Origin of the sequence: Streptomyces sp. NRRL F-5122 (assembly GCF_001507435.1) — a bacterium.
GTDB lineage: Bacteria > Actinomycetota > Actinomycetes > Streptomycetales > Streptomycetaceae > Streptomyces > Streptomyces lannensis.
The window spans coordinates 1-20,560 of sequence record NZ_LMWH01000298.1 but is presented as its reverse complement, the minus strand read 5'-3'; the positions used below and the strand labels follow the sequence as shown (position 1 = coordinate 20,560).

Genomic DNA, 20,560 nt, shown 5'->3' with positions numbered 1-20,560 from the left:
CGGCTTCCCGCAGCCGGGCGTCCCCGTGCCGCCGCAGAGCGGCTACGGCTTCCCCCAGTCGAACCCCCAGGCCCCCCAGGCCCAGGCGCCCGACGCCCAGGTCCCGCAGGCACAGCCCCCGGCCGCGGCCCCGTACCCGAACGCCCCCGTGCCGAACCAGCCGACCCCTCAGCCCGGCTATGGCTTCCCCCCGCAGCCCGCCCCGAACTCGGGTGCGCAGCCCGACGGTTACGGCTTCCCGCAGCCGCCCGCGCAGCCGCAGCCCCCGGTGGACCCGCGCGTCGGTGCCGCCTGGCCGCAGCCCGTCCAGCACGACCAGCGGCAGCCGACCAACCCCGGAGTGGCACCGCTCGGTTACACCGCCGCGGTGGAGCTGTCCTCCGACCGGCTGCTCAACAACAAGAGGCAGAAGGCGAAGAGCAGCCGTCCGGCGGGCGCCGGTGGCCGGTTCAAGCTCGGCGGCAAGAAGGAGGAGGCCGAGCGGCAGCGCAAGCTCGAACTGATCCGCACGCCGGTCCTGTCGTGCTACCGGATCGCCGTCATCAGCCTCAAGGGCGGTGTCGGCAAGACCACCACGACCACGGCGCTGGGCTCCACGCTCGCCACCGAGCGGCAGGACAAGATCCTTGCGATCGACGCCAACCCGGACGCGGGCACCCTCGGGCGCCGCGTGCGCCGCGAGACCGGGGCCACCATCCGTGACCTGGTCCAGGCGATCCCGTACCTCAACTCCTACATGGACATCCGGCGGTTCACCTCGCAGGCGCCCTCCGGCCTGGAGATCATCGCCAACGACGTCGACCCGGCCGTCTCCACGACGTTCAACGACGAGGACTACCGGCGCGCGATCGACGTGCTCGGCAAGCAGTACCCGATCATCCTCACCGACTCCGGAACGGGTCTGCTGTACAGCGCGATGCGCGGAGTCCTCGATCTCGCCGACCAGCTCATCATCATCTCGACGCCCTCGGTCGACGGCGCGAGCAGCGCGAGCACCACGCTGGACTGGCTGTCGGCCCACGGATACGCGGACCTGGTCGCGCGGTCCATCACCGTCATCTCCGGAGTCCGCGAGACCGGAAAGATGATCAAGGTGGAGGACATCGTGTCGCACTTCGAGACGCGGTGCCGCGGCGTCGTCGTCGTGCCGTTCGACGAGCATCTGGCGGCGGGTGCCGAGGTCGACCTCGACATGATGCGGCCGAAGGTGCGAGAGGCGTACTTCACGCTCGCCGCGATGGTCGCCGAGGACATCGCACGCCACCAGCAGTCGCACGGCCTGTGGACGTCGGACGGCAATCCGCCCCCGGTCGCCGCGCCGCCGATGCCCGGCCAGTTCCCCGGCCAGATCCCGGCTCAGCAGGTCCAGGGGCAGCAGATCCCGGGCCGGCCGTACATCCCGGGCCAGCAGGTCCCCGGGCAGGCAGCGCCCGGCCACGCCCCGATGCCGCCCCAGGCACCCCACGGATACGCACAGCCCCCGTACCCGCAGCCCGACGCCCAGCAGGGTCCGCCGCAGCAGCCGAGCGGATCGCACCCGGCAGCACCGCAGCCGGGGCAGACGGGGCAGCCGCATCCTCCCGCCCACCAGCCCTACCCGCCGGCCCAGCAGCCCTATCCGCCGCAGCCGGGGCAGACGCCGCCCGCGCCGCCCGAGCAGTAGCCGGACGGCCCGGCCGACGGGGGACACCACGGCGACAAGAACGGGGCGGCCCGCGCCTGATGGCGCGGGCCGCCCCGTTCTTGTACGTGCTCTTCTCTACGAGGGACAGTCGGGGAATCCGACCCGGCGGCCCCCGGGATCAGTCGGTGTCGTCCGCCGCGATCAGGTCGCGACAGCGCTTCACGTCCTCCGCCATCTGCTCCAGCAGCGCGTCCAGCGACTCGAACCGGGCCTGGCCGCGGACGAACGCCAGGAAGTCCACGGCGACGTGCAGCCCGTACAGGTCGAGGCCCACCCGGTCGATGGCGTAGGCCTCGACGGTCCGGTCGGTGCCGTCGAACTGCGGGTTCGTACCGACGGAGATCGCCGCCGGCATGGCCTCGCCCTGGACGTGCAGCCAGCCCGCGTAGACGCCGTCGGCCGGGATCGCGGTGTGCGGAAGCGTCTCCACGTTGGCGGTCGGGAAGCCGAGCTCACGGCCCCGCTGGGCGCCGCGCACCACCACGCCCTCGACCCGGTGCGGACGGCCGAGGATCTCGCGCGCCCCCTCGACGTCGCCGTCGGCGATCAGCCGCCGGGTCAGCGTGGAGGAGAAGGGCTCGCCGCCGCCCGCGTCTCCGCTCACGTAGAGGTCGACGACCTCGACGTCGAAGTCGTAGGTCTTGCCCTGCTCGGTCAGGAACTGCACGTTTCCGGCGGCCTTGTGGCCGAAGCGGAAGTTCGGGCCCTCGACCACGGCCTTGGCGTGCAACTTGTCCACCAGGACCTTGACCACGAAGTCGGCGGGCGAGAGCCGTGAGAACTCGGTGGTGAAGGGCAGGATGAGGACCGCGTCGACACCCAGCTTCGCCATCAGCTCGGCGCGACGGTGGTGCGGGGCGAGCAGCGGAGGGTGGCTGCCGGGGCGCACGACCTCGCTCGGGTGCGGGTCGAAGGTCACGACCACCGAGGGAACGCCCAGCTCACGGGCACGATCCACGGCATGCCGGATGATCAGCTGGTGTCCGCGGTGGACTCCGTCATAGGACCCGATGGTGACGACGCTGCGCCCCCAGTCCTGGGGGATGTCCTCCAAGCCACGCCAGCGCTGCACTGTGACCGCTCCTCGTCGAACCCATGTCCGTGTCTGCCTCGTACGCAGGTCTAAGGGTGCCATGCCGGATGGTCCCGGCCGGCATCGGCATGGGTGCTGTGACGGGCGGCACGTCGGACACCGCGGGTCGGCCGGGTCAGGCCGGGACCCGTAGACCGCCCAGGTTCTCGATCATCCGACGGGTGCTCGGGCCGACCAGGACAGCCCATTCCCCCGGTGCCTCGGTGAGCCAGCGGGCCACGAGCCGGGCGAATCCGGGGACGTGCCGGGCGAGGTCGAACAGTTCCCGATCGAAGTGTGCGGCGCCGTCGCCGGTACGGGCCAGAAGCAGGCCGACCCGGTGGATCACATGGCGGGCGTGCCCCTCACCGCCCCGGTGCAGACCGTCGGCCGCGGCACGCAGCAGGCGCTCCAGGACCATGGGATCCCGCTCCTGGGCGAGCAGCAGATCCAGCAGTTCCCACCGCAGGGAACGGGACTCCACGCGGCCGGGTGCGGCCAGCGCGGCGGCGAGCGCCGCGCGCAACTGCGCCGGTCCGCCGTCGAGCAGTCCGGTGACCAGCGGCAGCAGCACGGGGCGGTTGGCGCGGCCATGCTCCAGGTGCCTGACCGCATGGGCGGCGATGTGCTCCCCGAGGTCCGTCGGCGGGCCGGCTTCGTGGGAAGTGGCGTCCGGCTCCGGGAGGAGTGCGACAAGGTCGCGCAGGAGACGGGCGACCTGCCCGGCCAGGGCGGGCGTCGTCGAGTCGACGAGCGTGCGCAGGGTGTCGTCCACGTCTGGTCCGCACTGGCGCAGCCGCGGGCGGAACGCGGCGAGCACCGGTTCCGGATGGGTGGCGAGCGCGGGGACCAGGGCACCGGCGGGCAGCTGCGGATCACCGGCGGCGAACCGTGTCAGGGCCTGCGGGAGATACCGGTCACGGGTCAGCGGGTCGTGGACGAGGAGGGCGAGGGCGCCGCCGTGCGCGGTGCAGTCGGCGGGGCGGGCGACCATGGCGAGGGCCGCATGGCGCAGCAGCTCGCGATCCGCCTCGGTGCGGACGTGCGGGGCGGCGCGCAGTCCGTGGGCCACGGCCGCCGTCCGACGCTCGGGCCGTTCGTCGTGCGCCCAGCGGTCCACGGCCCGGCACACCGCGGACGGCTCCTCCTCGGCGAGCACGGCGAGCAGTTCTTCGCCGCGCCGGTGCGCGCTGTCCAGGAGCGCCTCGGTCAGGTCGTCGAGGGCCCGGCGCCGGTGCGTGTGCAGCAGTGCCTGTGCGGCGGTGGCCACGGTCGCATGCGGAGTGGCGGGCAGCGTGCGCTCGTCGTCGAACCAGCGGGTGAGCTCGCGTTGCACGGCGAGGGTGTCGGCGGCGAGGAGCCGTGCCACGGCGTCCAGGTACCGGGGAACGCCCGGCGAGGCGGGGACAGGACCCGCGGCGCGTTCCGAGCCGATCCCGCCGGCCGTGCGGGGCGCCTCGTCCGCCGCGACGAGCCTTCTGAGCAGGTCGAGCCGTTCCGCACCGGAGACCGGAAGCGCCTCCCAGAACCACGGGCCGAGCTCGCCCGGCACGGCGAGACCCCGGGCGCGGCGGCGTACCACGTGCTCCGCGAGGAGGCGCAGCGCGTGCAGATAAGGCGTCGCGTCGGCCAGCCGAAGCAGGGTTTCGGTGAGCAGGTGGGTGGCCCACCAGACGGCGTCGTGCAGCGGGTCCTGGGGGGACGGCGGCAGGGTGTCCAGAGCGTGCACCAGTTCCTCGAGCCGCAGGGCGAGCTCGGCGCGTCCCTTTTGGCGGGGCAGCAGGAGCAGGGCCTGGACGACGGGGCCGATGCGATGGCGTGGAACCGGCAGGGTGCGGGAGGGGACGGTCCGGAGCACGGCACGATCGCGGCGGCGGACGGCCGCCGATGCCGCCAGGGACGACACCGGACGCTCCACCGCACCCCGCACCCGGGCGTGCACCAGGGTGTGCAGGGCGGTGTCCAGGTCGAGGTGCATGCCCTGGAGCCGGTCGGCGAGATCCTCGTGGGCGAAGCGGTATCCGCCGGGCACGGGCACGAACAACCCCTCGGCGAGGACGGCGGAGTGCCAGCCCTCGATACGGCCGAGCCATGGCGCCTGCGCGGGCCCACCGGGAAAAACGGCCTGAAAGGTCGCATGGTCCAGTGCGCCCTGTCCGGGGCCCAGGCAGTGCCGGGCGGCCTCGTGGACCTGTCCCGAGACCTTGGCCGCGAGACGGCGCACGGCGGTGCCGCGCAGCCCGTTCCAGGCGGCGAGCCGTCGTGCGATGCGCAGGCACATCAGGTCCAAATGGGCGCAGAGGACATCGTCGCGGCTGATGCGGGCTCGGCGCGCGGTGCTGTCAGTGGGGCCGTCGACGACGGCGGGAAGGGCCGCACGCACCTCCGCGAGAAGTCGCAGGGTGAGGGGGTGCCGGGCGGCGCCGTCGTCGAGCAGACCGTCGGGGATGCCGTGGCCTGCGCGGGCCTGAAGGGCCTCCTCGGGGGTGAGGGTGCCGAGCCGGACACAGGGCGGCAGAGGGGCCGGGGACCATGGCGCGACGGTCGGGCCCTCCCCCGTTCGTGACGATGTGCGAGCGGGCGGGAGGGCCGGGAGGTTCTCTAGCGCCGGGGCGCGCCTGCGGTGCAGCATCTCCCCCGGGAACTCCGCGCCCGCCGACTCCCAGTACTCCTGGCGGCAGGCCACCACGAGCCGCGATCCGGTCTCGCGCAGCCAGGCGGCCGTGGCCGCCGTCCAGCCGGGGAGCCCAGGGGCGAGGGCGAGCGGCATCCACTCGGGGTCGTCCAGGAGCAGCAGCAGCGGGCGTCCGGCGTTCCGTGCGACCCGGGCCAGGCTCTCGGGGCTGACATCGCACTGCCGGCCCGCTGGGGCGTCGGTCCCGGATGCCCCCACGATCCGGCACGCCCGCTCGAGCGCCCGTCTCGCCGCGTCGGCCAGGGAGGTGTCCGGGCCTTCGAGGTCCACCCCGCGCAGCCACAGCACGGGAGCCGGTTCGGGTCCGCGTGTGCGCCGTGCGGCGAGCGAGGCGAGTTCCGCCGTACGACCGCTGCCCGGCGGCCCGACGAGTCCGAGGACGGCCGCCGAGCCCTTCTCGAAGGCCGCGAACTCCTCGAGCAGGGCGCCGCGCCGGACGGGCTCGGGGACGAAGTGCGCATCGTAGGGACCCGTCGTCGCCGGGGTCGCCGCTCCGGTGAGGGCGAGGACGCCCGCCAGGTTCAGGTCCGGCCCGTAGGCGGCCACGGTCTCCGTGTTGCGGGCCAGCACTCGCTCCAGCTGCTGTCCGAGCCCTCGCAGGGGTACCGCGAAGCCGGTCGTGCGGTGTTCCGTGTGCAGTGCGGTGCCGAGCACGGCCAGCACGGCGCCGGTCGTGGCGTCGAGCACCGGGCCACCGGCGGCGCCGCCGGCCGTGCGCAGCGCCTCGGTACCGGCGGTGCCGATCGCCAACTCCAGCGCGGCAGCGAGGTGATGGGGCCGGTCCTGCGCGCGGTAGGTGACGGGCGTCGTGCCGAGGACGCGTGCCTCGCGCCAGCCGCCCGCGGCGATCCGGACGTACGTACCGGCCTCGATGCGGTCCCGCGCCGTGACGGGAAGCGGAGCAAGACCGAGCCCCTCGGTGCGGACGAGGGCGAGTCCGGCGTGGGGCAACGGGGTCACCGCCTCGGCTCCCACCACGCAGACGCGTTCGTCCGGGCCCTGGAGCAGCAGCCCCTCGACGCCGTCGACGGCCTCGTGACCGGTGACCACCGTGCCGTCGTGGTCGAGTGCGAACCCGGTGCCGCGCGGACGCCCCGCCCGGTCATACAGGCGCACGAGCCCTGGCCCCGCGCCCGGCTCGTCCCTTCCGCAGTCCACTGTTCGAGAGCCTCGTCCCGCCATCCCCGAACCTCCCCGCCGTACCTGGATCCGACGGTAGGCCGACGATGATCAGCGGAACAGATCGAGCGGCGAACGCGCCCCCTTCCGCACCCTCGGTTCACTCCGAGCGCCTGCTCGATGGGGTGAATGACCGCAGAGGGATGGATACACCTCTGTGAGGGGGAACCGAGGGGGGACCGTGGAGCGGCGGCTCGAACCCCGTGTTCGCCGCTCCACGGGCGGAGTTCAGCCGAAGACGGCCAGGCTCTTCGCCTTGCCCTTGGACTGCTCCACCAGCGCGACGAACACACCCTCGGGGTCGAAGACGGCCACGGGACCGGCGCCCGCGTACTCGTCGGGCATCTCCAGGCGCACCCCGTTCCTGAGCAGCCGGGTGCGATGGGCGTCCACGTCCCAGCGCGGGAACGCGGCCGCGGCCGCCTCGGCGATCGGCATCACGGTCAGCTCCTGCTGGAGCTGTTCCAGGGTGCGGGCGGCGTCCAGCTTGTAGGGACCGACGCGGGTGCGCCGCAGTGCCGTGAGATGGCCGCCGACCCCGAGGTCGGCGCCCAGATCGCGGGCGAGGGCCCGGATGTAGGTGCCGGACGAGCAGACGACGGAGACCACCAGGTCGAGCACCGGGGTGCCGTCCTCGGCGACCGCCTCCCGGACGTCGTACAGCGAGAAGGAGGAGACGGTGACCGGCCGCGCCGGGATGTCGAAGTCCTCGCCCTCACGCGCCCGCTTGTAGGAGCGCACTCCGTCGATCTTGATGGCGCTGACCTTGGACGGCACCTGCATGATGTCGCCGGTGAGCTTGGCGATCCCGGCGTCGACGGCGTCGCGGGTGATCGCGGAGGCGTCGGCGGAGGAGGTGATCTCCCCCTCGGCGTCGTCCGTGACCGTGTTCTGGCCGAGGCGCACCGTCCCCAGGTACTCCTTCTCGGTCAGAGCGAGGTGGCCGAGGAGCTTGGTGGCCTTCTCCACACCGAGGACGAGCACTCCGGTCGCCATCGGGTCGAGGGTGCCGGCGTGGCCGACACGCCGTGTCCTGGCGATACCGCGCATCTTGGCCACGACGTCGTGCGAAGTGAAGCCCGACGGCTTGTCGACGATGACAAGGCCGTCGGGCGTGTTGTGCTGCTGGGTCATTCGGCGGTGTCGTCCGTCTCGTCGTCGGCGCCGGGCTTCCGGTACGGGTCGGCTTCACCGGCGTACGAGGCACCCGTCGCCGTCTCGCGCACCTTGGCGTCGGAGGCGCGCGCCTTGTCGAGCAGGTCCTCGATGTTCTTCGCGGTGTCCGGGAGGGCGTCCGCGACGAAGCTGAGGGTCGGCGTGAACTTCACGCCCGCGGCCCGTCCGACCTCGGAGCGCAGGATGCCCTTGGCGCTCTCCAGACCGGCGGCAGCCGCCTGCCGCTCCGCCTCGTCCCCGTACACCGTGTAGAAGACGGTCGCCTCCCGCAGATCGCCCGTCACCCGGGTGTCCGTGATGGTGACGTGCGTGCCGAGCCGCGGGTCCTTGATCCCGCGCTGCAGCTTCTGGGCCACCACCTCTCGGATGAGGTCCGCCAGCCTCTTCGCCCGCGCGTTGTCGGCCACTGGTCCGTCTCCCGTTCTTTCCTGTCTTTGTTCTCGGTTCAGTCGTCGTCGCCGTGGATACGCCGCCTCACGGACAGCAGCTCCACCTCGGGGCGCCCGGCGACCAGCCGCTCGCACCGGTCCAGCACGTCGGTCAGATGCCCCGCGTCGCCGGAGACCACCGCGAGCCCGATGAGTGCCCGCCGATGAAGGTTCATGTGGTCCACCTCGGCCGCGCTCACCACGAACTTCCGCTGGAGCTCGGCGACGATCGGACGGACGACGGAGCGCTTCTCCTTCAGCGACCGTACGTCGCCGAGGAGGAGGTCGAAGGACAGAGTCCCCACGTACATGTGCGTCCGGATGACCCGCCGGTACGGGATCGATGGCCCCGCCATCGGTATGGGCAGGGACACGAAAACCGTACAACGAACACCGGAGCGGCTCGACGGAGTTTTCGCCGGACAGCGTCCGGCCCGCCCGGGCGCGACGCGGTCCGTCCTCGCTCCATGACGGACCGCCCGGGTCCGGGCGGTTGTGTGGGGAGCCACAGGCCCCCCACACGGCGCGCCGGCCGACGGGAACACGTCCCGTCGGCCGGCGCGAACCGGAGGCTGTTACACCCGCGGCTTCTCCCGCATCTCGTACGTCGCGATGGTGTCGTCGACCTTGATGTCGTTGAAGTTTCCGAGGTTGATACCACCCTCGAAGCCTTCGCGGATCTCGGTGACGTCGTCCTTGAAGCGACGCAGACCCTCGATGGTGAGGTTCTCCGCGACCACCTTGCCGTCGCGGACGAGGCGGGCCTTGGTGTTCCGCTTGACCTCGCCGGAGCGGATGAGAACACCCGCGATGTTGCCCAGCTTGGACGACTTGAAGACCTCGCGGATCTCCGCCGTACCGAGCTCGACCTCCTCGAACTCCGGCTTCAGCATGCCCTTCAGGGCCGCCTCGATCTCCTCGATCGCCTGGTAGATGACCGAGTAGTACCGGACGTCCACACCCTCGCGCTCGGCCATCTGCGCCGCGCGGCCTGCCGCACGGACGTTGAAGCCGATCACGATGGCGTCGGAGCCCATCGCCAGGTCGATGTCCGACTCCGTGACCGCACCGACACCGCGGTGCAGGACGCGGATGTCGACCTCTTCGCCGACGTCCAGCTGGAGCAGGGAGGACTCGAGTGCCTCGACGGAACCGGAAGCGTCACCCTTGATGATCAGGTTCAGCTGCTGGACCTCGCCGGCCTTGAGCACCTTGTCCAGGTCCTCGAGCGACACACGGCGCGTGCGCTTGGCGAACGCCGCGTTCCGCTCGCGGGCGGCACGCTTCTCCGCGATCTGGCGGGCCGTACGGTCCTCCTCGACCACGATGAAGTTGTCGCCGGCACCCGGGACGTTGGTCAGACCCAGGACCTGCACCGGCGTCGACGGGCCGGCCTCGGCCACGTTGTTGCCGTTGTCGTCGAGCATCGCCCGGACGCGGCCGTACGCGTCGCCGACCACCATCGTGTCGCCGACCCGCAGCGTGCCTCGCTGGACGAGGACCGTCGCCACGGCACCGCGGCCGCGGTCGAGACGGGACTCGATCGAGATGCCCTGCGCGTCCTGGTTCGGGTTGGCCCGAAGGTCCAGCGCCGCGTCGGCGGTCAGCACGACCGCCTCCAGGAGGCTGTCGATGTGCAGACCCTGCTTGGCGGAGATGTCGACGAACATCGTGTCGCCGCCGTACTCCTCGGCCACGAGGCCGTACTCGGTCAGCTGACCGCGCACCTTGGTCGGGTCCGCGCCCTCGACGTCGATCTTGTTGACCGCGACCACGATCGGCACCTCGGCCGCCTTGGCGTGGTTCAGGGCCTCGACCGTCTGCGGCATCACACCGTCGTTGGCCGCGACCACGAGGATCGCGATGTCGGTCGACTTCGCACCACGGGCACGCATGGCGGTGAACGCCTCGTGACCCGGGGTGTCGATGAAGGTGATGGCCCGGTCCTCGCCGTTGACCTCGGTCGCGACCTGGTAGGCACCGATGTGCTGGGTGATGCCACCGGCCTCGCCCGCGATGACGTTCGTCTTGCGGATGGCGTCGAGCAGGCGGGTCTTACCGTGGTCGACGTGACCCATGACGGTGACGACCGGCGGGCGGACCACCAGGTCCTCCTCGTCGCCCTCGTCCTCGCCGAACTCCAGGTCGAAGGACTCGAGCAGCTCGCGGTCCTCCTCCTCGGGGCTGACGATCTGAACCGTGTAGTTCATCTCGCCGGCGAGGAGGTGCAGCGTCTCGTCGGAGACGGACTGCGTGGCCGTGACCATCTCGCCCAGGTTCATCATGACCGCGACGAGGGACGCCGGGTTGGCGTTGATCTTCTCCGCGAAGTCGGTGAGCGACGCACCGCGCGACAGGCGAATGGTCTCGCCGTTGCCGCGAGGCAGCATCACACCGCCGACCGACGGGGCCTGCATGGCCTCGTACTCCTGACGGCGCTGCCGCTTCGACTTGCGCCCACGACGCGCCGGACCGCCGGGACGGCCGAACGCACCCTGCGTGCCACCACGGCCACCGGGACCACCGGGACGACCGCCGAAGCCGGGACGGCCACCGCCGCCACCGCCGAAGCCGCCGCCACCACCGGGACCGCCGCCACCGGGACGACCGGCGAAACCGCCGCCGCCGCCGGGACGACCGCCACCGCCGCCACCGCCACCGGGACGACCGGCGAAACCGCCGCCGCCACCGGGACCGCCGGGACGACCGCCACCGGGACGACCGGCACCGGCCGGGCCACGGCCGCCGGGGCCGGGACGCGGACCGGCAGCGGGACGCTGCGGCATCATGCCGGGGTTCGGACGCGGGCCGGCGGGGCCGCCACCGGGACGCGGACCGCCACCCTGCGGGCGGGGCATGCCGCCCGGGGTCGGACGGGAACCGCCCGGAGCCTGGGGACGCGGACCACCGCTCGCACCCTGCGGACGGGGACCGCCCTGGCCCGCACCCTGCGGACGCGGAGCACCGGGGGCACCGGGACCACCGGGGCGCGGAGCACCGCCCGGCCTGGGCGCCTGCGGGCGCGCCATGCCGGTGGAGCCACCGGAGGTGAAGGGGTTGTTACCGGGACGGGGGCCGGCCTGACGCCCACCGGGACGCGCGCCGGGAGCACCCGGACGCGGGCCACCGGAACGAGCGGGCCGGTCTCCCTGACCCTGGCCCTGGCCGGGCGCGGCCGGACGGGCGCCGGGCTTCGGGCCGCCGGGGCCGGGACGGGCACCCGGACGCGGGGTCGAGGCGGCCGGAGCCGCCGGAGGCGCCGGAGGCGCCGTGAACTCGGGTGCACCGGGGGCCGGAGCCGCCGGGGAAGCCGGGGCGGCCGGAGCCGCCGGGGCGGGGCGCGGCGCGGGCCTCGGAGCCGGCGTCGGGCGCGGACCCTGGGCAGGGGCCGCGGGCCGCTCGGCGGCCGGGGGCTTGGGCGCCGCCGGACGCGGGGCAGCCGGACGTGCGGCCTGCGCCGGGGAGGGCGCGGCCGGCCTCGCCGGTGCGGCCTTGCGCGGGGCGGCGGACTTACCGCCGCCGTTGCCCTGCTGCAGGGCGTCGGTCAGCTTGCGTACTACGGGCGCTTCGATCGTGGAAGACGCCGAACGGACGAATTCACCGAGTTCCTGGAGCTTGGCCATGACGACCTTGCTCTCCACACCGAACTCCTTGGCGAGTTCGTAGACCCGGACCTTAGCCACTTCGCTCCTTTGAGGTCCGGGTTGCGGCCGGACCGTCGCTAGTTCATGGGCGTACTCATCGCGTACTCATCGAGTGCTCATCGCAATCTCGACCTGCTTTCGACTCGCGAGGTACCAGGCCGCACGGAGGTTTCCGTACGGCATGTCTTTCGGTGCTGTCTGCCTGCTCAGCAACTTTCTGCCTGCTCCACGTATTGGCGCAACGCCTTTGTGTCGAGCGGGCCCGGGACGCGCAGCGCCCGTGGAAACGCCCGACGGCGGACCGCCAGGTCGAGACAGGCCGACACGGGGTGCACATACGCACCCCGGCCGGGCAGCGTACCGCGAGGATCGGGGACGCAATCACCCTCGACCACCACGGTCCGCAACAGTTCGATCTTGGCCGCTCGCTCCCGGCACCCCACACAGGTGCGCTCAGGGCATGCGCGGGCATGCGTCCGGCCAGACACCGTTAAGTCTACCTCCCCGCGGCGACCTCACCCCTTTGGGGCAAGAATCGAACACTTGCCGCGCATAAAACTGTCGTGATCTCGGCGACCCACGGCCTGGATGCGTCCCCTGCCGAGGTCAGATGCCTCAGTCGTGCCGCTCGGCCGGCTGCTCGGTGTCGGGGCGGATGTCGATCCGCCAGCCGGTGAGCCGGGCCGCAAGCCGGGCATTCTGCCCTTCCTTGCCGATCGCCAGCGACAGCTGGTAGTCGGGGACCGTCACACGTGCCGAACGGGCCGCGAGGTCGACCACCTCGACCTTGGAGACACGGGCCGGCGAGAGGGCGTTCGCCACCATCTCGGCCGGGTCGTCCGACCAGTCGACGATGTCGATCTTCTCGCCGTTCAGCTCGCCCATGACGTTGCGCACCCGGCCGCCCATCGGTCCGATGCAGGCGCCCTTGGCGTTGAGGCCCGATCGGGTGGACCGCACGGCGATCTTCGTACGGTGGCCGGCCTCACGGGCGATCGCGGCGATCTCGACGGAACCGTCGGCGATCTCCGGAACCTCCAGCGCGAACAGCTTTTTCACCAGATTGGGGTGGGTCCTGGAGAGGGTCACGGACGGACCGCGCACACCCTTCGCAACCCGGACGACGTAGGACCGGATCCGCTTGCCGTGCTCGTACGTCTCGCCGGGCGCCTGCTCCTGCACCGGCAGGATGGCCTCCAGCTTGCCGATGTCGACGAGCACGTTCTTCGGGTCGCGGCCCTGCTGGACCACCCCGGTGACGATGTCGCCCTCACGGCCCGCGTACTCGCCGAGCGTCGCATCGTCCTCGGCGTCGCGCAGGCGCTGCAGAATGACCTGCTTGGCGGTGGTGGCGGCGATGCGGCCGAAGTCCGACGGGGTGTCGTCGAACTCGCGCGCCTCCTGCCCCTCCTCCAGGTCCTCTGGATCCTCCTTCGCCCACACGGTCACATGGCCGGTCTCCCGGTTGAGCTCCACGCGCGCGTGGCGGCGGCTTCCCTCGGTGCGGTGGTAGGCGATGAGGAGGGCCGCCTCGATCGCCTCGACCAGCAGGTCGAAGGAGATCTCCTTCTCCCGAACCAAGCCCCTCAGGGCACTCATGTCGATGTCCACGGCTACGCCTCCTCCTCTTCCGTCATGTCCTTCTTGTCCTTGCGGGCGAACTCGACCTGGACGCGCGCCCTGGTGATCTCCGGGAACGCGAGTCTGCGGCTCGTGGCCTTGCGGCCCTTCACACCCGGCACTTCGAGGTCGAGGCCCTCGTCGTCGACCTTCAGGATTCTGGCGATCAGCTCGCCGCCCTCGGCCAGCTGGAACTTCACCATCCGGTCGACGGCCCGTACGTAGTGCCGGTGTTCCTTCAGCAGGCGCTCCGCGCCCGGCGTTCCGACCTCGAGGTCGTAGGTGCCCTCGCCCATGGCGTCCGTCTCGTCGAGCTTCGCCGAGAGCGCACGGCTCACATCGGCGACCCGGTCCAGATCGGCACCGGTGTCGGAGTCGACGACGACACGCAGTACACGCTTTCGCCCGACGGAGTCCACGGCGATCTCTTCGAGATCGAGCCCCTGGGAGTTGACGAGCGGTTCGAGCAGTTCTCGCAGCCTCTCGCTCTGGGTCGTGCTCATCCGGGTGACTCCTCGGCCGCGTGTGCTGTTGTGGGATGGTCGCGTGTCAGGTCAAAGGGTATCCGGTCCCGGACCGTGTTGCCGTCCACCTGGGCCGACCGCCGGCCCGGGCGCGATCGGCCGAGCCGGTGGCGAGTGCCGGGGCGGGGCACCGGTACGGTGATCACGGGCGAGTCGCCCACCCCTTCGTCTCCGGCCATCGAGGACGTCCGCCGTGCCGTTCCCCCCGCACCCGCGCACCGCCCTGCGCAGACGGAGCCTGCTCGCCTCGGCAGCGGGCGCCGCGCTGCTCGCGGGCTGTTCCGGCACCCCCGACTCCACCACCGCGGGCGGCAGCCTCTCGGCCGCCGACCGGGCCCGCGCACGTGCCGCCGGTGACAGTGAGGTCCTGGCCGACCGGTACGCGGCCGTGATCGGGGCCCATCCGGCACTGGCGGCGCGACTGCGGCCGCTGCGGGCGGAGGTCGTCCGGCACGCACAGGCGTTCCGCGACGGTGCCGCCGCCTCGGCGTCCCCGTCGGTGTCGTCCTCGGCATCGGCCTCCTCATCGGCCTCGGCGCCCACCGCCCCCAGTGCCTCCCCCGTGCCCGGTGACCCCAAGTCGGCGCTCAAGGAGCTGGCCTCCGCCGAGCGCACCCTGGCCGACCGGCGGGCCAGGGCGTTGCTGGACGTCCCCGGCGAGCTCGCACGGCTGATGGCCTCGGTGGCAGCGGCCGGCGCCGCGCACGCGTACCTGCTGACGGAAGGCGCGAAGTGAGCACGACCACCGGCACCCCGGCCGCGACCACGGACACCCCGGGCACCGCCCCCGGCACCCCGGCCGCGAGCACCGGCACCCAGGGCCCCGGGACCGCCGAACTCACGGCGTTGCAGGCCGCACTGCGCGCCGAGCACGCCGCGGTCTACGGCTACGGCGTCGTCGGAGGGCGGATCGAGCAGGCCAGGCGCGAGGATGCGCGGGCGGCCTACGACGCCCATCGCGCCCGACGCGACGAACTGGCCCGGGCCGTGCGGGACCTGGGCGGCACACCGGACCCCGCCGCGGCCGGGTACGCGCTGCCCTTCCCGGTCACGGACTCCGCCGCCGCCGTGCGGCTCGCCGCCGAACTGGAGGAGCGGCTGGCCGGGGTGTACTCCGACCTCGTCCGGGCGGCGACCGGCTCGAGGCGCGGCTCCGCCGCCGGAGCGCTGCGCGAGGCGGCGGTGCGTGCGGTGCGCTGGAGCGGCGAGAGCGTAGCCTTCCCTGGTCTCGCCGAGCGGGCAGCGACCACTTCGTCCGCGTCGGCGACGACACCGCGGACGTGAGGAGTACGCGCACACCGCACGCGTGCGAAGCCGACCTGGAAGGGAACAACTCGCGCATGGCTTTCGAACCGCCGCAGCGCCTTCTTCGGGCGCTCGGCGAGACGCAGCGGGACGGAGGCGCCGAGTGGCTCGACAAGCTTCCCGGGCTCGCCCGACAGGCCGTCGATCTACGCGAGTTGACCGTGGAGCGGGTACAGGCGCCGGGCGGCCGCAGCAGCCTGGTCGTACTGGTGCGTCAGGCCGACGGGACACCCGCGGTGCTGAAGCTGGCGCCGCCGCGGGCACGTCCCGAGAGCGAGTGCGCCGCGCTGGCCCGGTGGGACGGGTTCGGCTCGGTGCGGCTCCTGGACGCCGACCCCGAGCACGGCGTGCTGCTGCTGGAGCGGCTGCACCCCGAGATGTCCGTGCGCTCACTGCCCGAGGCGAAGGCCCTGCTGGAGGCCGCCGGTACGCTGCGGCGGCTGTGGGTGGAGCCCTCCCCCGGTCACTCCTTCGAGACGGTGGCCGGGCGGACGGGACGGCAGGCCGAGGCGATGCGGGCGGGCGCCGGGACCGACCCCGACGTGGCGCCCCTGGTGGACGCGGCGCTGGCGGCCCGTGAGGAGCTGCTCGCCGACCCGCCCGAGGAGCGGCTGCTGCACGGCACCTTCCGGCAGAGCAAGGTGCTCGCCGGAGAGCGGATGCCATGGCTGGCCGTGGGCCCGGACCCGGTGGTCGGAGAGTGCGCCTTCGATCTGGCGCGGCTGGTGCGCGACCGGGTGGAGGACCTCATCGCCTCACCTTCCGGCGCGTCGATCACGCGGCGCCGGGTGAAGCGGCTCGCGGAGTCGCTCGACCTCGACCAGGAGCGGCTGCGCGGCTGGACGCTGTTCAGGGCGGTCGAGTCCGGGGTGCGGGCCCAGCGGGTCGGCCGGCCGCAGGACGCGGAACTGCTGCTGGAGTTCGCGGGCTGGCTGTGACGGGCCCGTCGGGCCGGCGGACGTCCGGAGGCCGCCGGTCGGTGACCGGCGGCCTCCACCGCGATGTGCCGTCGGCCCCGCGGACGGGACGGCCCGACCTGTGACGGGCCGCCCGCGGGGGCGGCCCGTCGACGGACCTCGGCCGGTCAGGCCGTGAGGCGGGCGATCGCCTCGTCCACCGTCAGCTCCTCGCGCTCGCCCGTCCTGCGGTCCTTCAGCTCCAGGACGCCCTCGGCGGAGCGGCGGCCCGCCACCAGGATCTGCGGCACTCCGATCAGCTCGGCGTCGGTGAACTTCACGCCCGGGGAGACACCGGCCCGGTCGTCGACGAGCACGCGCACGCCGGCCGCGGCCAGCTGCTGGGAGACGTCGAGGGCCAGCTCGGTCTGCAGGGCCTTGCCGGCCGCCACCACGTGCACATCGGCCGGGGCGACCTCCCTGGGCCAGCACAGGCCCTGCTCGTCGGCGGTCTGCTCGGCGAGCGCGGCCACCGCGCGGGAGACACCGACGCCGTAGGAGCCCATGGTCACCCGGACCGGCTTGCCGTTCTGGCCGAGGACGTCGAGCTTGAGGGCGTCGGCGTACTTGCGGCCCAGCTGGAAGATGTGGCCGATCTCGATGGCGCGGTCCAGCTTGAGGCCGGTGCCGCAGCGAGGGCAGGGGTCGCCCTCCTGCACCACCACGACGTCGACATACGCCTCGACCTCGAAGTCGCGGCCTGCGACCACGTTCTTCGCGTGCATGCCGTCCTTGTTGGCACCGGTGATCCAGGAGGTGCCGGGGGCCACACGCGGGTCGGCGATGTACGTGACCTTCTCCAGGCCCTGCGGGCCGACATAACCGCGTACCAGGTCGGGACGCCCCACGAAGTCCTCGGCGGTGACAAGCTCGACCACGGCCGGGGCGAAATGCGCCTCGACCTTGTCCATGTCGACCTCGCGGTCGCCCGGGACGCCGACGGCGACGATCTCGCCGTCGACCTTGACGAGGAGGTTCTTCAGGGTGGCGGAGGCCGGGACCCCGAGGGAGGCGGCGAGCGTCTCGATGGTCGGGGTGTCGGGGGTGGGGATCTCCTCGAGCGCGGGCGTCCCGGAGGGGTCCTCCGGCGTCAGCGGGTAGGAGATCGCCTCGGTGTTCGCGGCGAAGTCGCAGTTGGGGCAGTCGGCGAAGGTGTCCTCGCCCGCCTCGGCCGGGGCCAGGAACTCCTCGGACTTGGAACCGCCCATCGCGCCCGCGGTCGCGGCGCAGATCCGGTAGTCCAGACCGAGCCGCTCGAAGATCCGCTGGTAGGCCTGGCGGTGCAGGGCGTACGACTGGGCGAGGCCCTCGTCCTCGAGGTCGAAGGAGTAGGAGTCCTTCATCAGGAACTCACGGCCGCGCAGGATGCCCGCCCGGGGCCGGGCCTCGTCCCGGAACTTGCTCTGGATCTGGTAGAGGATCACCGGCAGGTCCTTGTACGAGGACGCCTGGTCCTTCACGAGCAGCGTGAAGATCTCCTCGTGGGTCGGGCCGAGGAGGTAGTCACCGCCCTTGCGGTCATTGAGCCGGAACAACTCCGCGCCGTACTCGTCCCAACGGCCGGTCGCGTCGTAGGGCTCCCGGGGCAGCAGGGCGGGGAGCAGCACCTCCTGGGCGCCGATCGCGTCCATCTCCTCGCGGACGATCCGCTCCACGTTGGCGAGGACCTTCTTGCCGAGCGGCAGCCAGCTCCAGATCCCGGCAGCGGTACGGCGGACGTAGCCCGCGCGGACGAGCAGCTTGTGGCTGAGGACCTCGGCGTCCGCCGGGTCGTCGCGCAGCGTCTTCGCCAACAACTGGGACATGCGCTGGACCGGTGCGTTCGCCATGATCTCTCGACTCCTGCTGCGTAAGGGTGATGGCTAGGAGGTTAGCCGGGCAGCCGGTGCGGGCGGAAATTCATCGGCGCGCGCGCAGCGGCAGCGGTGCGCCCATCACGGCGTACGGCTTGGGGGCGCTGGGGAAGGCCACCCGCCGCGCGAGGTCCTCGTAGCCCAGGGAGCGGTACAGGCCGCGGGCCGGGCTGTCGATGTCGATCGCGGAGAGGATGGAGCGCGGCTGCGTCGCGCCCGCGGTGATGGTGGTGATCAGGGCTCGTCCGATGCCGCGGTTCTGGTAGCGCGGATGGACGTGCAGTTCGGTGATCACGAAGGAGTCGTCGAGCCATGCGTCGTGGCCCTGGGCCCGCAGATACGGTTCGACGACCGTGGACCACCAGTGCGTGCGGTCGTTGGGCATACCGTAGACGAATCCGACGAGGCGCCCGTCGGTGAGAGTGGCTCCGAACGCACGGGCCCCCGGATAGACCATGTGCCGCAGCACGATCTGGCGGCGTACGGCGATCTCGTCGGCCCCGAGCCCGAATGCGAGGGCCTGCACGGCGAGCGCCTCGTCGACGCGGGCGGACAGGTCCAGGGGGCCGATCACGACCTCGTCGGGCTCGCGGTGACCGCGACCGGGAAAGCGCAGCATGCCGGGGAGCCTACCGGGGCGCTTCACGGGGCGGTGCCGGGGACGAGGGTCGCCGTCGCCCCGGGGACCGGCCGTGGTTTTCCGTGCCACCGGGCCGCGGCACCCCGCTGCCCTGGGCCCGCGCCACGCTCCCTCAGAACAGCACGCTCATGAACGCGCCGACCTCCTGGAAGCCCACCCTGAGATAGGTCCGCCGCGCCGCGGTGTTGAAGTCGTTGACGTACAGGCTCACCATCGGCGCCACATCCGCCAGCGCGTACCGCAGGACCGCCGCCATGCCGGGGGCAGCGAGACCCTGGCCGCGGTACTCGGGCGCCACCCAGACGCCCTGGATCTGGCAGGCCTGGGGGGTGGCCGCGCCGATCTCCGCCTTGAAGACGACGTTGCCGCTGTCGTCGAGTCGGGCGAACGAGCGGCCCGATCCGACGAGTTCGGCGACCCGGGCCTGGTAGAGCAGTCCGCCGTCACCGGCCAGCGGTGAGACGCCGACCTCCTCGGTGAACATCGCCACACAGGCCGGCATGATCGTCTCCATCTCGTCCTTGCGGATGCGGCGGACGTAGGGATCCGGAGCGATGTCGGCGGGCATGCGGTCGGTGACCATGAGGGGTTGGTGGGCGCGGATCTCGCGGGCCGGGCCCCAGCCCGGCTCGAGCAGCCGCCACAACTGTGCGGTGGGTTCGACGGGGCCGACGATGGACGAGCAGCGGCGGCCGGCGCGCCGGGCGCGGTCGGCGAAGGCCCGTACTGCGCGGGGGCCGGCGCAGATCGGTACGAGGTTGGCGCCCGCGTAGCACAGCGATGTCAGCATGCCGTCCTCGTACCAGCCCCACATCTCGCCGCCGAGGCGCCAGGGGTCGAGGCCCGCGACCTGGACGCGGGACGACACGAAGGCGTTCGTGACCGGCTCGCGGTCGAGAACGGCGAGCGCGGCGTCCAGGTCACTCGGTTCGAGCACCCTGGTGGTGGTCTGCGTCAACACGTGCGGGAGCCTCACCCTGGGGTCTGCTGATCTCCGCACTGTACCTGGCGCGCTGACCACGCGCCGCCCGGTGTCCCGGCCCGTGGGCGGCACGCAGGGACCACCGGGACGACAGCGGCCCGCGGGGGTGGCCGCATCCGACCTGGATCTCCTCGATTCCCAGCCGCTGGTGGAAGGCAGGAACCGAGGCCGCGGACCGGGTCGTCGCCACCTCGAGCCTCGGGTACCGGAGGCGCGGCCGGGCACCGAGGTCGACGAAGCGAATCCCTCCGCCGCTTTCCGGCACAACCGGCCCTCATCTCACGCCAAGTGACCACGTCGTCACCGCGCGGCCCTTGATCCGCGCGGAGCCCTCCTTCCGCCCGAAGCCTCCCGGTTGTACGTGGGTGACCGCTCGCGCCGGCCGACGCCGAGGAAGGACGCCCGGGCACCCGACCCAGGTCGAGGCGCAACACGTGGGCAGGACACCCTTGTTGTCGCTGCAGGTGGTGAAGTCGCCGTCCGTGAGGACGTGTTCACTCGAGCTGACGGTGCCCGTGGGGAGGGGCGTCCGGGCGCCGCGGATCGGTTCGCACCCTGAAGGCGGTGCCGTGGGGATCCCCCTCGCCGGTCCCCTTACCGACGAAGGTCGCGAAGGGAACACGTACGCCCCGTCACAGACCTCTGCGACGGGGCGTGGACGAGATGTGGAAGCAGGAGGGGATCAGCCGGCCACGGCGACCGACGGCTCGCCGGATGCGACGCCGTCCTTCTCCATCTGCTCGGCGAGCTTCATGGCCTCCTCGATCAGGGTCTCCACGATCTTCGACTCGGGCACCGTCTT

General features: G+C 72.5%; 16 protein-coding genes and 1 pseudogene. 4 read left to right on the top strand and 13 right to left on the bottom strand.

Annotation, left to right across the window (positions count from 1 at the left end; genetic code table 11):
* On the top strand, positions 1-1,663 hold a 1,663-nt coding region (locus tag ADL25_RS43200; protein WP_059133448.1), incomplete at its 5' end, for a MinD/ParA family ATP-binding protein.
* Positions 1,664-1,802: 139 nt separating this feature from the next.
* On the opposite strand, the gene ADL25_RS43195 is transcribed toward ADL25_RS43200, so the two are convergent.
* The 9 genes from ADL25_RS43195 to rimP all read right to left on the bottom strand — a co-directional run bounded on the left by ADL25_RS43195 (position 1,803) and on the right by rimP (position 14,001).
* The gene (locus ADL25_RS43195) at positions 1,803-2,756 is read right to left on the bottom strand and encodes a bifunctional riboflavin kinase/FAD synthetase (protein WP_059133445.1); all 954 of its coding nucleotides are present in this window, start codon (positions 2,754-2,756) and stop codon (positions 1,803-1,805) included.
* 136 nt (positions 2,757-2,892) lie between these two features.
* On the bottom strand, positions 2,893-6,633 hold the full coding sequence (locus ADL25_RS43190) for a S1 family peptidase (RefSeq protein ID WP_059133444.1): 3,741 nt from the start codon (positions 6,631-6,633) through the stop codon (positions 2,893-2,895).
* A 225-nt stretch (positions 6,634-6,858) separates the two neighbouring features.
* Positions 6,859-7,764 carry a tRNA pseudouridine(55) synthase TruB gene (gene truB / locus ADL25_RS43185; protein ID WP_059133443.1) on the bottom strand — a complete coding sequence of 302 codons (906 nt, stop codon included), beginning with the start codon at positions 7,762-7,764 and terminating at the stop codon, positions 6,859-6,861.
* A complete protein-coding gene (rbfA, locus tag ADL25_RS43180; protein ID WP_059133442.1) occupies positions 7,761-8,213 on the bottom strand; it encodes a 30S ribosome-binding factor RbfA in 453 nt (150 codons plus the stop codon). The genes truB and rbfA overlap by 4 nt, the downstream gene beginning before the upstream one ends.
* A 38-nt stretch (positions 8,214-8,251) precedes the next feature.
* Positions 8,252-8,545 carry a DUF503 domain-containing protein gene (locus ADL25_RS43175; protein ID WP_059133441.1) on the bottom strand — a complete coding sequence of 98 codons (294 nt, stop codon included), beginning with the start codon at positions 8,543-8,545 and terminating at the stop codon, positions 8,252-8,254.
* Between the two features lie 264 nt (positions 8,546-8,809).
* Entirely contained in the window at positions 8,810-11,917 is a 3,108-nt protein-coding gene (infB, locus tag ADL25_RS47565; protein ID WP_079051002.1) for a translation initiation factor IF-2, read from the bottom strand.
* Positions 11,918-12,084: 167 nt separating this feature from the next.
* Entirely contained in the window at positions 12,085-12,366 is a 282-nt protein-coding gene (locus ADL25_RS47560) for a YlxR family protein (RefSeq protein WP_079051001.1), read from the bottom strand.
* Between the two features lie 127 nt (positions 12,367-12,493).
* Positions 12,494-13,489 (bottom strand): transcription termination factor NusA, encoded by a 996-nt coding sequence (gene nusA / locus ADL25_RS43160; protein WP_059133438.1) that lies wholly within the window; start codon positions 13,487-13,489, stop codon positions 12,494-12,496.
* Between the two features lie 2 nt (positions 13,490-13,491).
* Positions 13,492-14,001 (bottom strand): ribosome maturation factor RimP, encoded by a 510-nt coding sequence (rimP, locus tag ADL25_RS43155; protein WP_059133437.1) that lies wholly within the window; start codon positions 13,999-14,001, stop codon positions 13,492-13,494.
* Between the two features lie 214 nt (positions 14,002-14,215).
* On the opposite strand from rimP, the gene ADL25_RS43150 reads away from it, so the two are divergent.
* The 3 genes from ADL25_RS43150 (at position 14,216) to ADL25_RS43140 (ending at position 16,265) form a co-directional block, all read left to right on the top strand.
* The gene (locus ADL25_RS43150) at positions 14,216-14,758 is read left to right on the top strand and encodes a hypothetical protein (protein WP_234381294.1); all 543 of its coding nucleotides are present in this window, start codon (positions 14,216-14,218) and stop codon (positions 14,756-14,758) included.
* 110 nt (positions 14,759-14,868) lie between these two features.
* Complete coding sequence (locus ADL25_RS43145) at positions 14,869-15,306, top strand: ferritin-like domain-containing protein (protein ID WP_059133446.1); 438 nt, start codon at positions 14,869-14,871, stop codon at positions 15,304-15,306.
* Between the two features lie 56 nt (positions 15,307-15,362).
* Complete coding sequence (locus ADL25_RS43140) at positions 15,363-16,265, top strand: aminoglycoside phosphotransferase family protein (protein WP_059133436.1); 903 nt, start codon at positions 15,363-15,365, stop codon at positions 16,263-16,265.
* A 146-nt stretch (positions 16,266-16,411) separates the two neighbouring features.
* On the opposite strand, the gene ADL25_RS43135 is transcribed toward ADL25_RS43140, so the two are convergent.
* From ADL25_RS43135 to ADL25_RS47555, 4 genes and pseudogenes are all read right to left on the bottom strand, one after another.
* Positions 16,412-18,112, bottom strand: coding sequence for a proline--tRNA ligase (locus ADL25_RS43135; protein WP_059133435.1), 1,701 nt, complete (start codon positions 18,110-18,112; stop codon positions 16,412-16,414).
* Between the two features lie 70 nt (positions 18,113-18,182).
* A complete protein-coding gene (locus ADL25_RS43130) occupies positions 18,183-18,755 on the bottom strand; it encodes a GNAT family N-acetyltransferase (RefSeq protein WP_059133434.1) in 573 nt (190 codons plus the stop codon).
* Between the two features lie 133 nt (positions 18,756-18,888).
* Positions 18,889-19,737 carry a GNAT family N-acetyltransferase gene (locus ADL25_RS43125; RefSeq protein ID WP_059133433.1) on the bottom strand — a complete coding sequence of 283 codons (849 nt, stop codon included), beginning with the start codon at positions 19,735-19,737 and terminating at the stop codon, positions 18,889-18,891.
* 703 nt (positions 19,738-20,440) lie between these two features.
* Positions 20,441-20,560: pseudogene (locus ADL25_RS47555) on the bottom strand (4-hydroxy-3-methylbut-2-en-1-yl diphosphate synthase); the annotation flags it as partial.

What these genes read in the sequence shown, in the direction of transcription:
- rimP (WP_059133437.1), bottom strand. Translation starts at nt 14,001, where the DNA reads ATGAGCACGACCCAGAGCGAGAGGCTGCGAGAACTGCTCGAACCGCTC.
- ADL25_RS43135 (WP_059133435.1), bottom strand. Translation starts at nt 18,112, where the DNA reads ATGGCGAACGCACCGGTCCAGCGCATGTCCCAGTTGTTGGCGAAGACG.
- truB (WP_059133443.1), bottom strand. Translation starts at nt 7,764, where the DNA reads ATGACCCAGCAGCACAACACGCCCGACGGCCTTGTCATCGTCGACAAG.
- ADL25_RS43190 (WP_059133444.1), bottom strand. Translation starts at nt 6,633, where the DNA reads ATGGCGGGACGAGGCTCTCGAACAGTGGACTGCGGAAGGGACGAGCCG.
- ADL25_RS43140 (WP_059133436.1), top strand. Translation starts at nt 15,363, where the DNA reads ATGGCTTTCGAACCGCCGCAGCGCCTTCTTCGGGCGCTCGGCGAGACG.
- ADL25_RS43175 (WP_059133441.1), bottom strand. Translation starts at nt 8,545, where the DNA reads ATGTACGTGGGGACTCTGTCCTTCGACCTCCTCCTCGGCGACGTACGG.
- ADL25_RS43130 (WP_059133434.1), bottom strand. Translation starts at nt 18,755, where the DNA reads ATGCTGCGCTTTCCCGGTCGCGGTCACCGCGAGCCCGACGAGGTCGTG.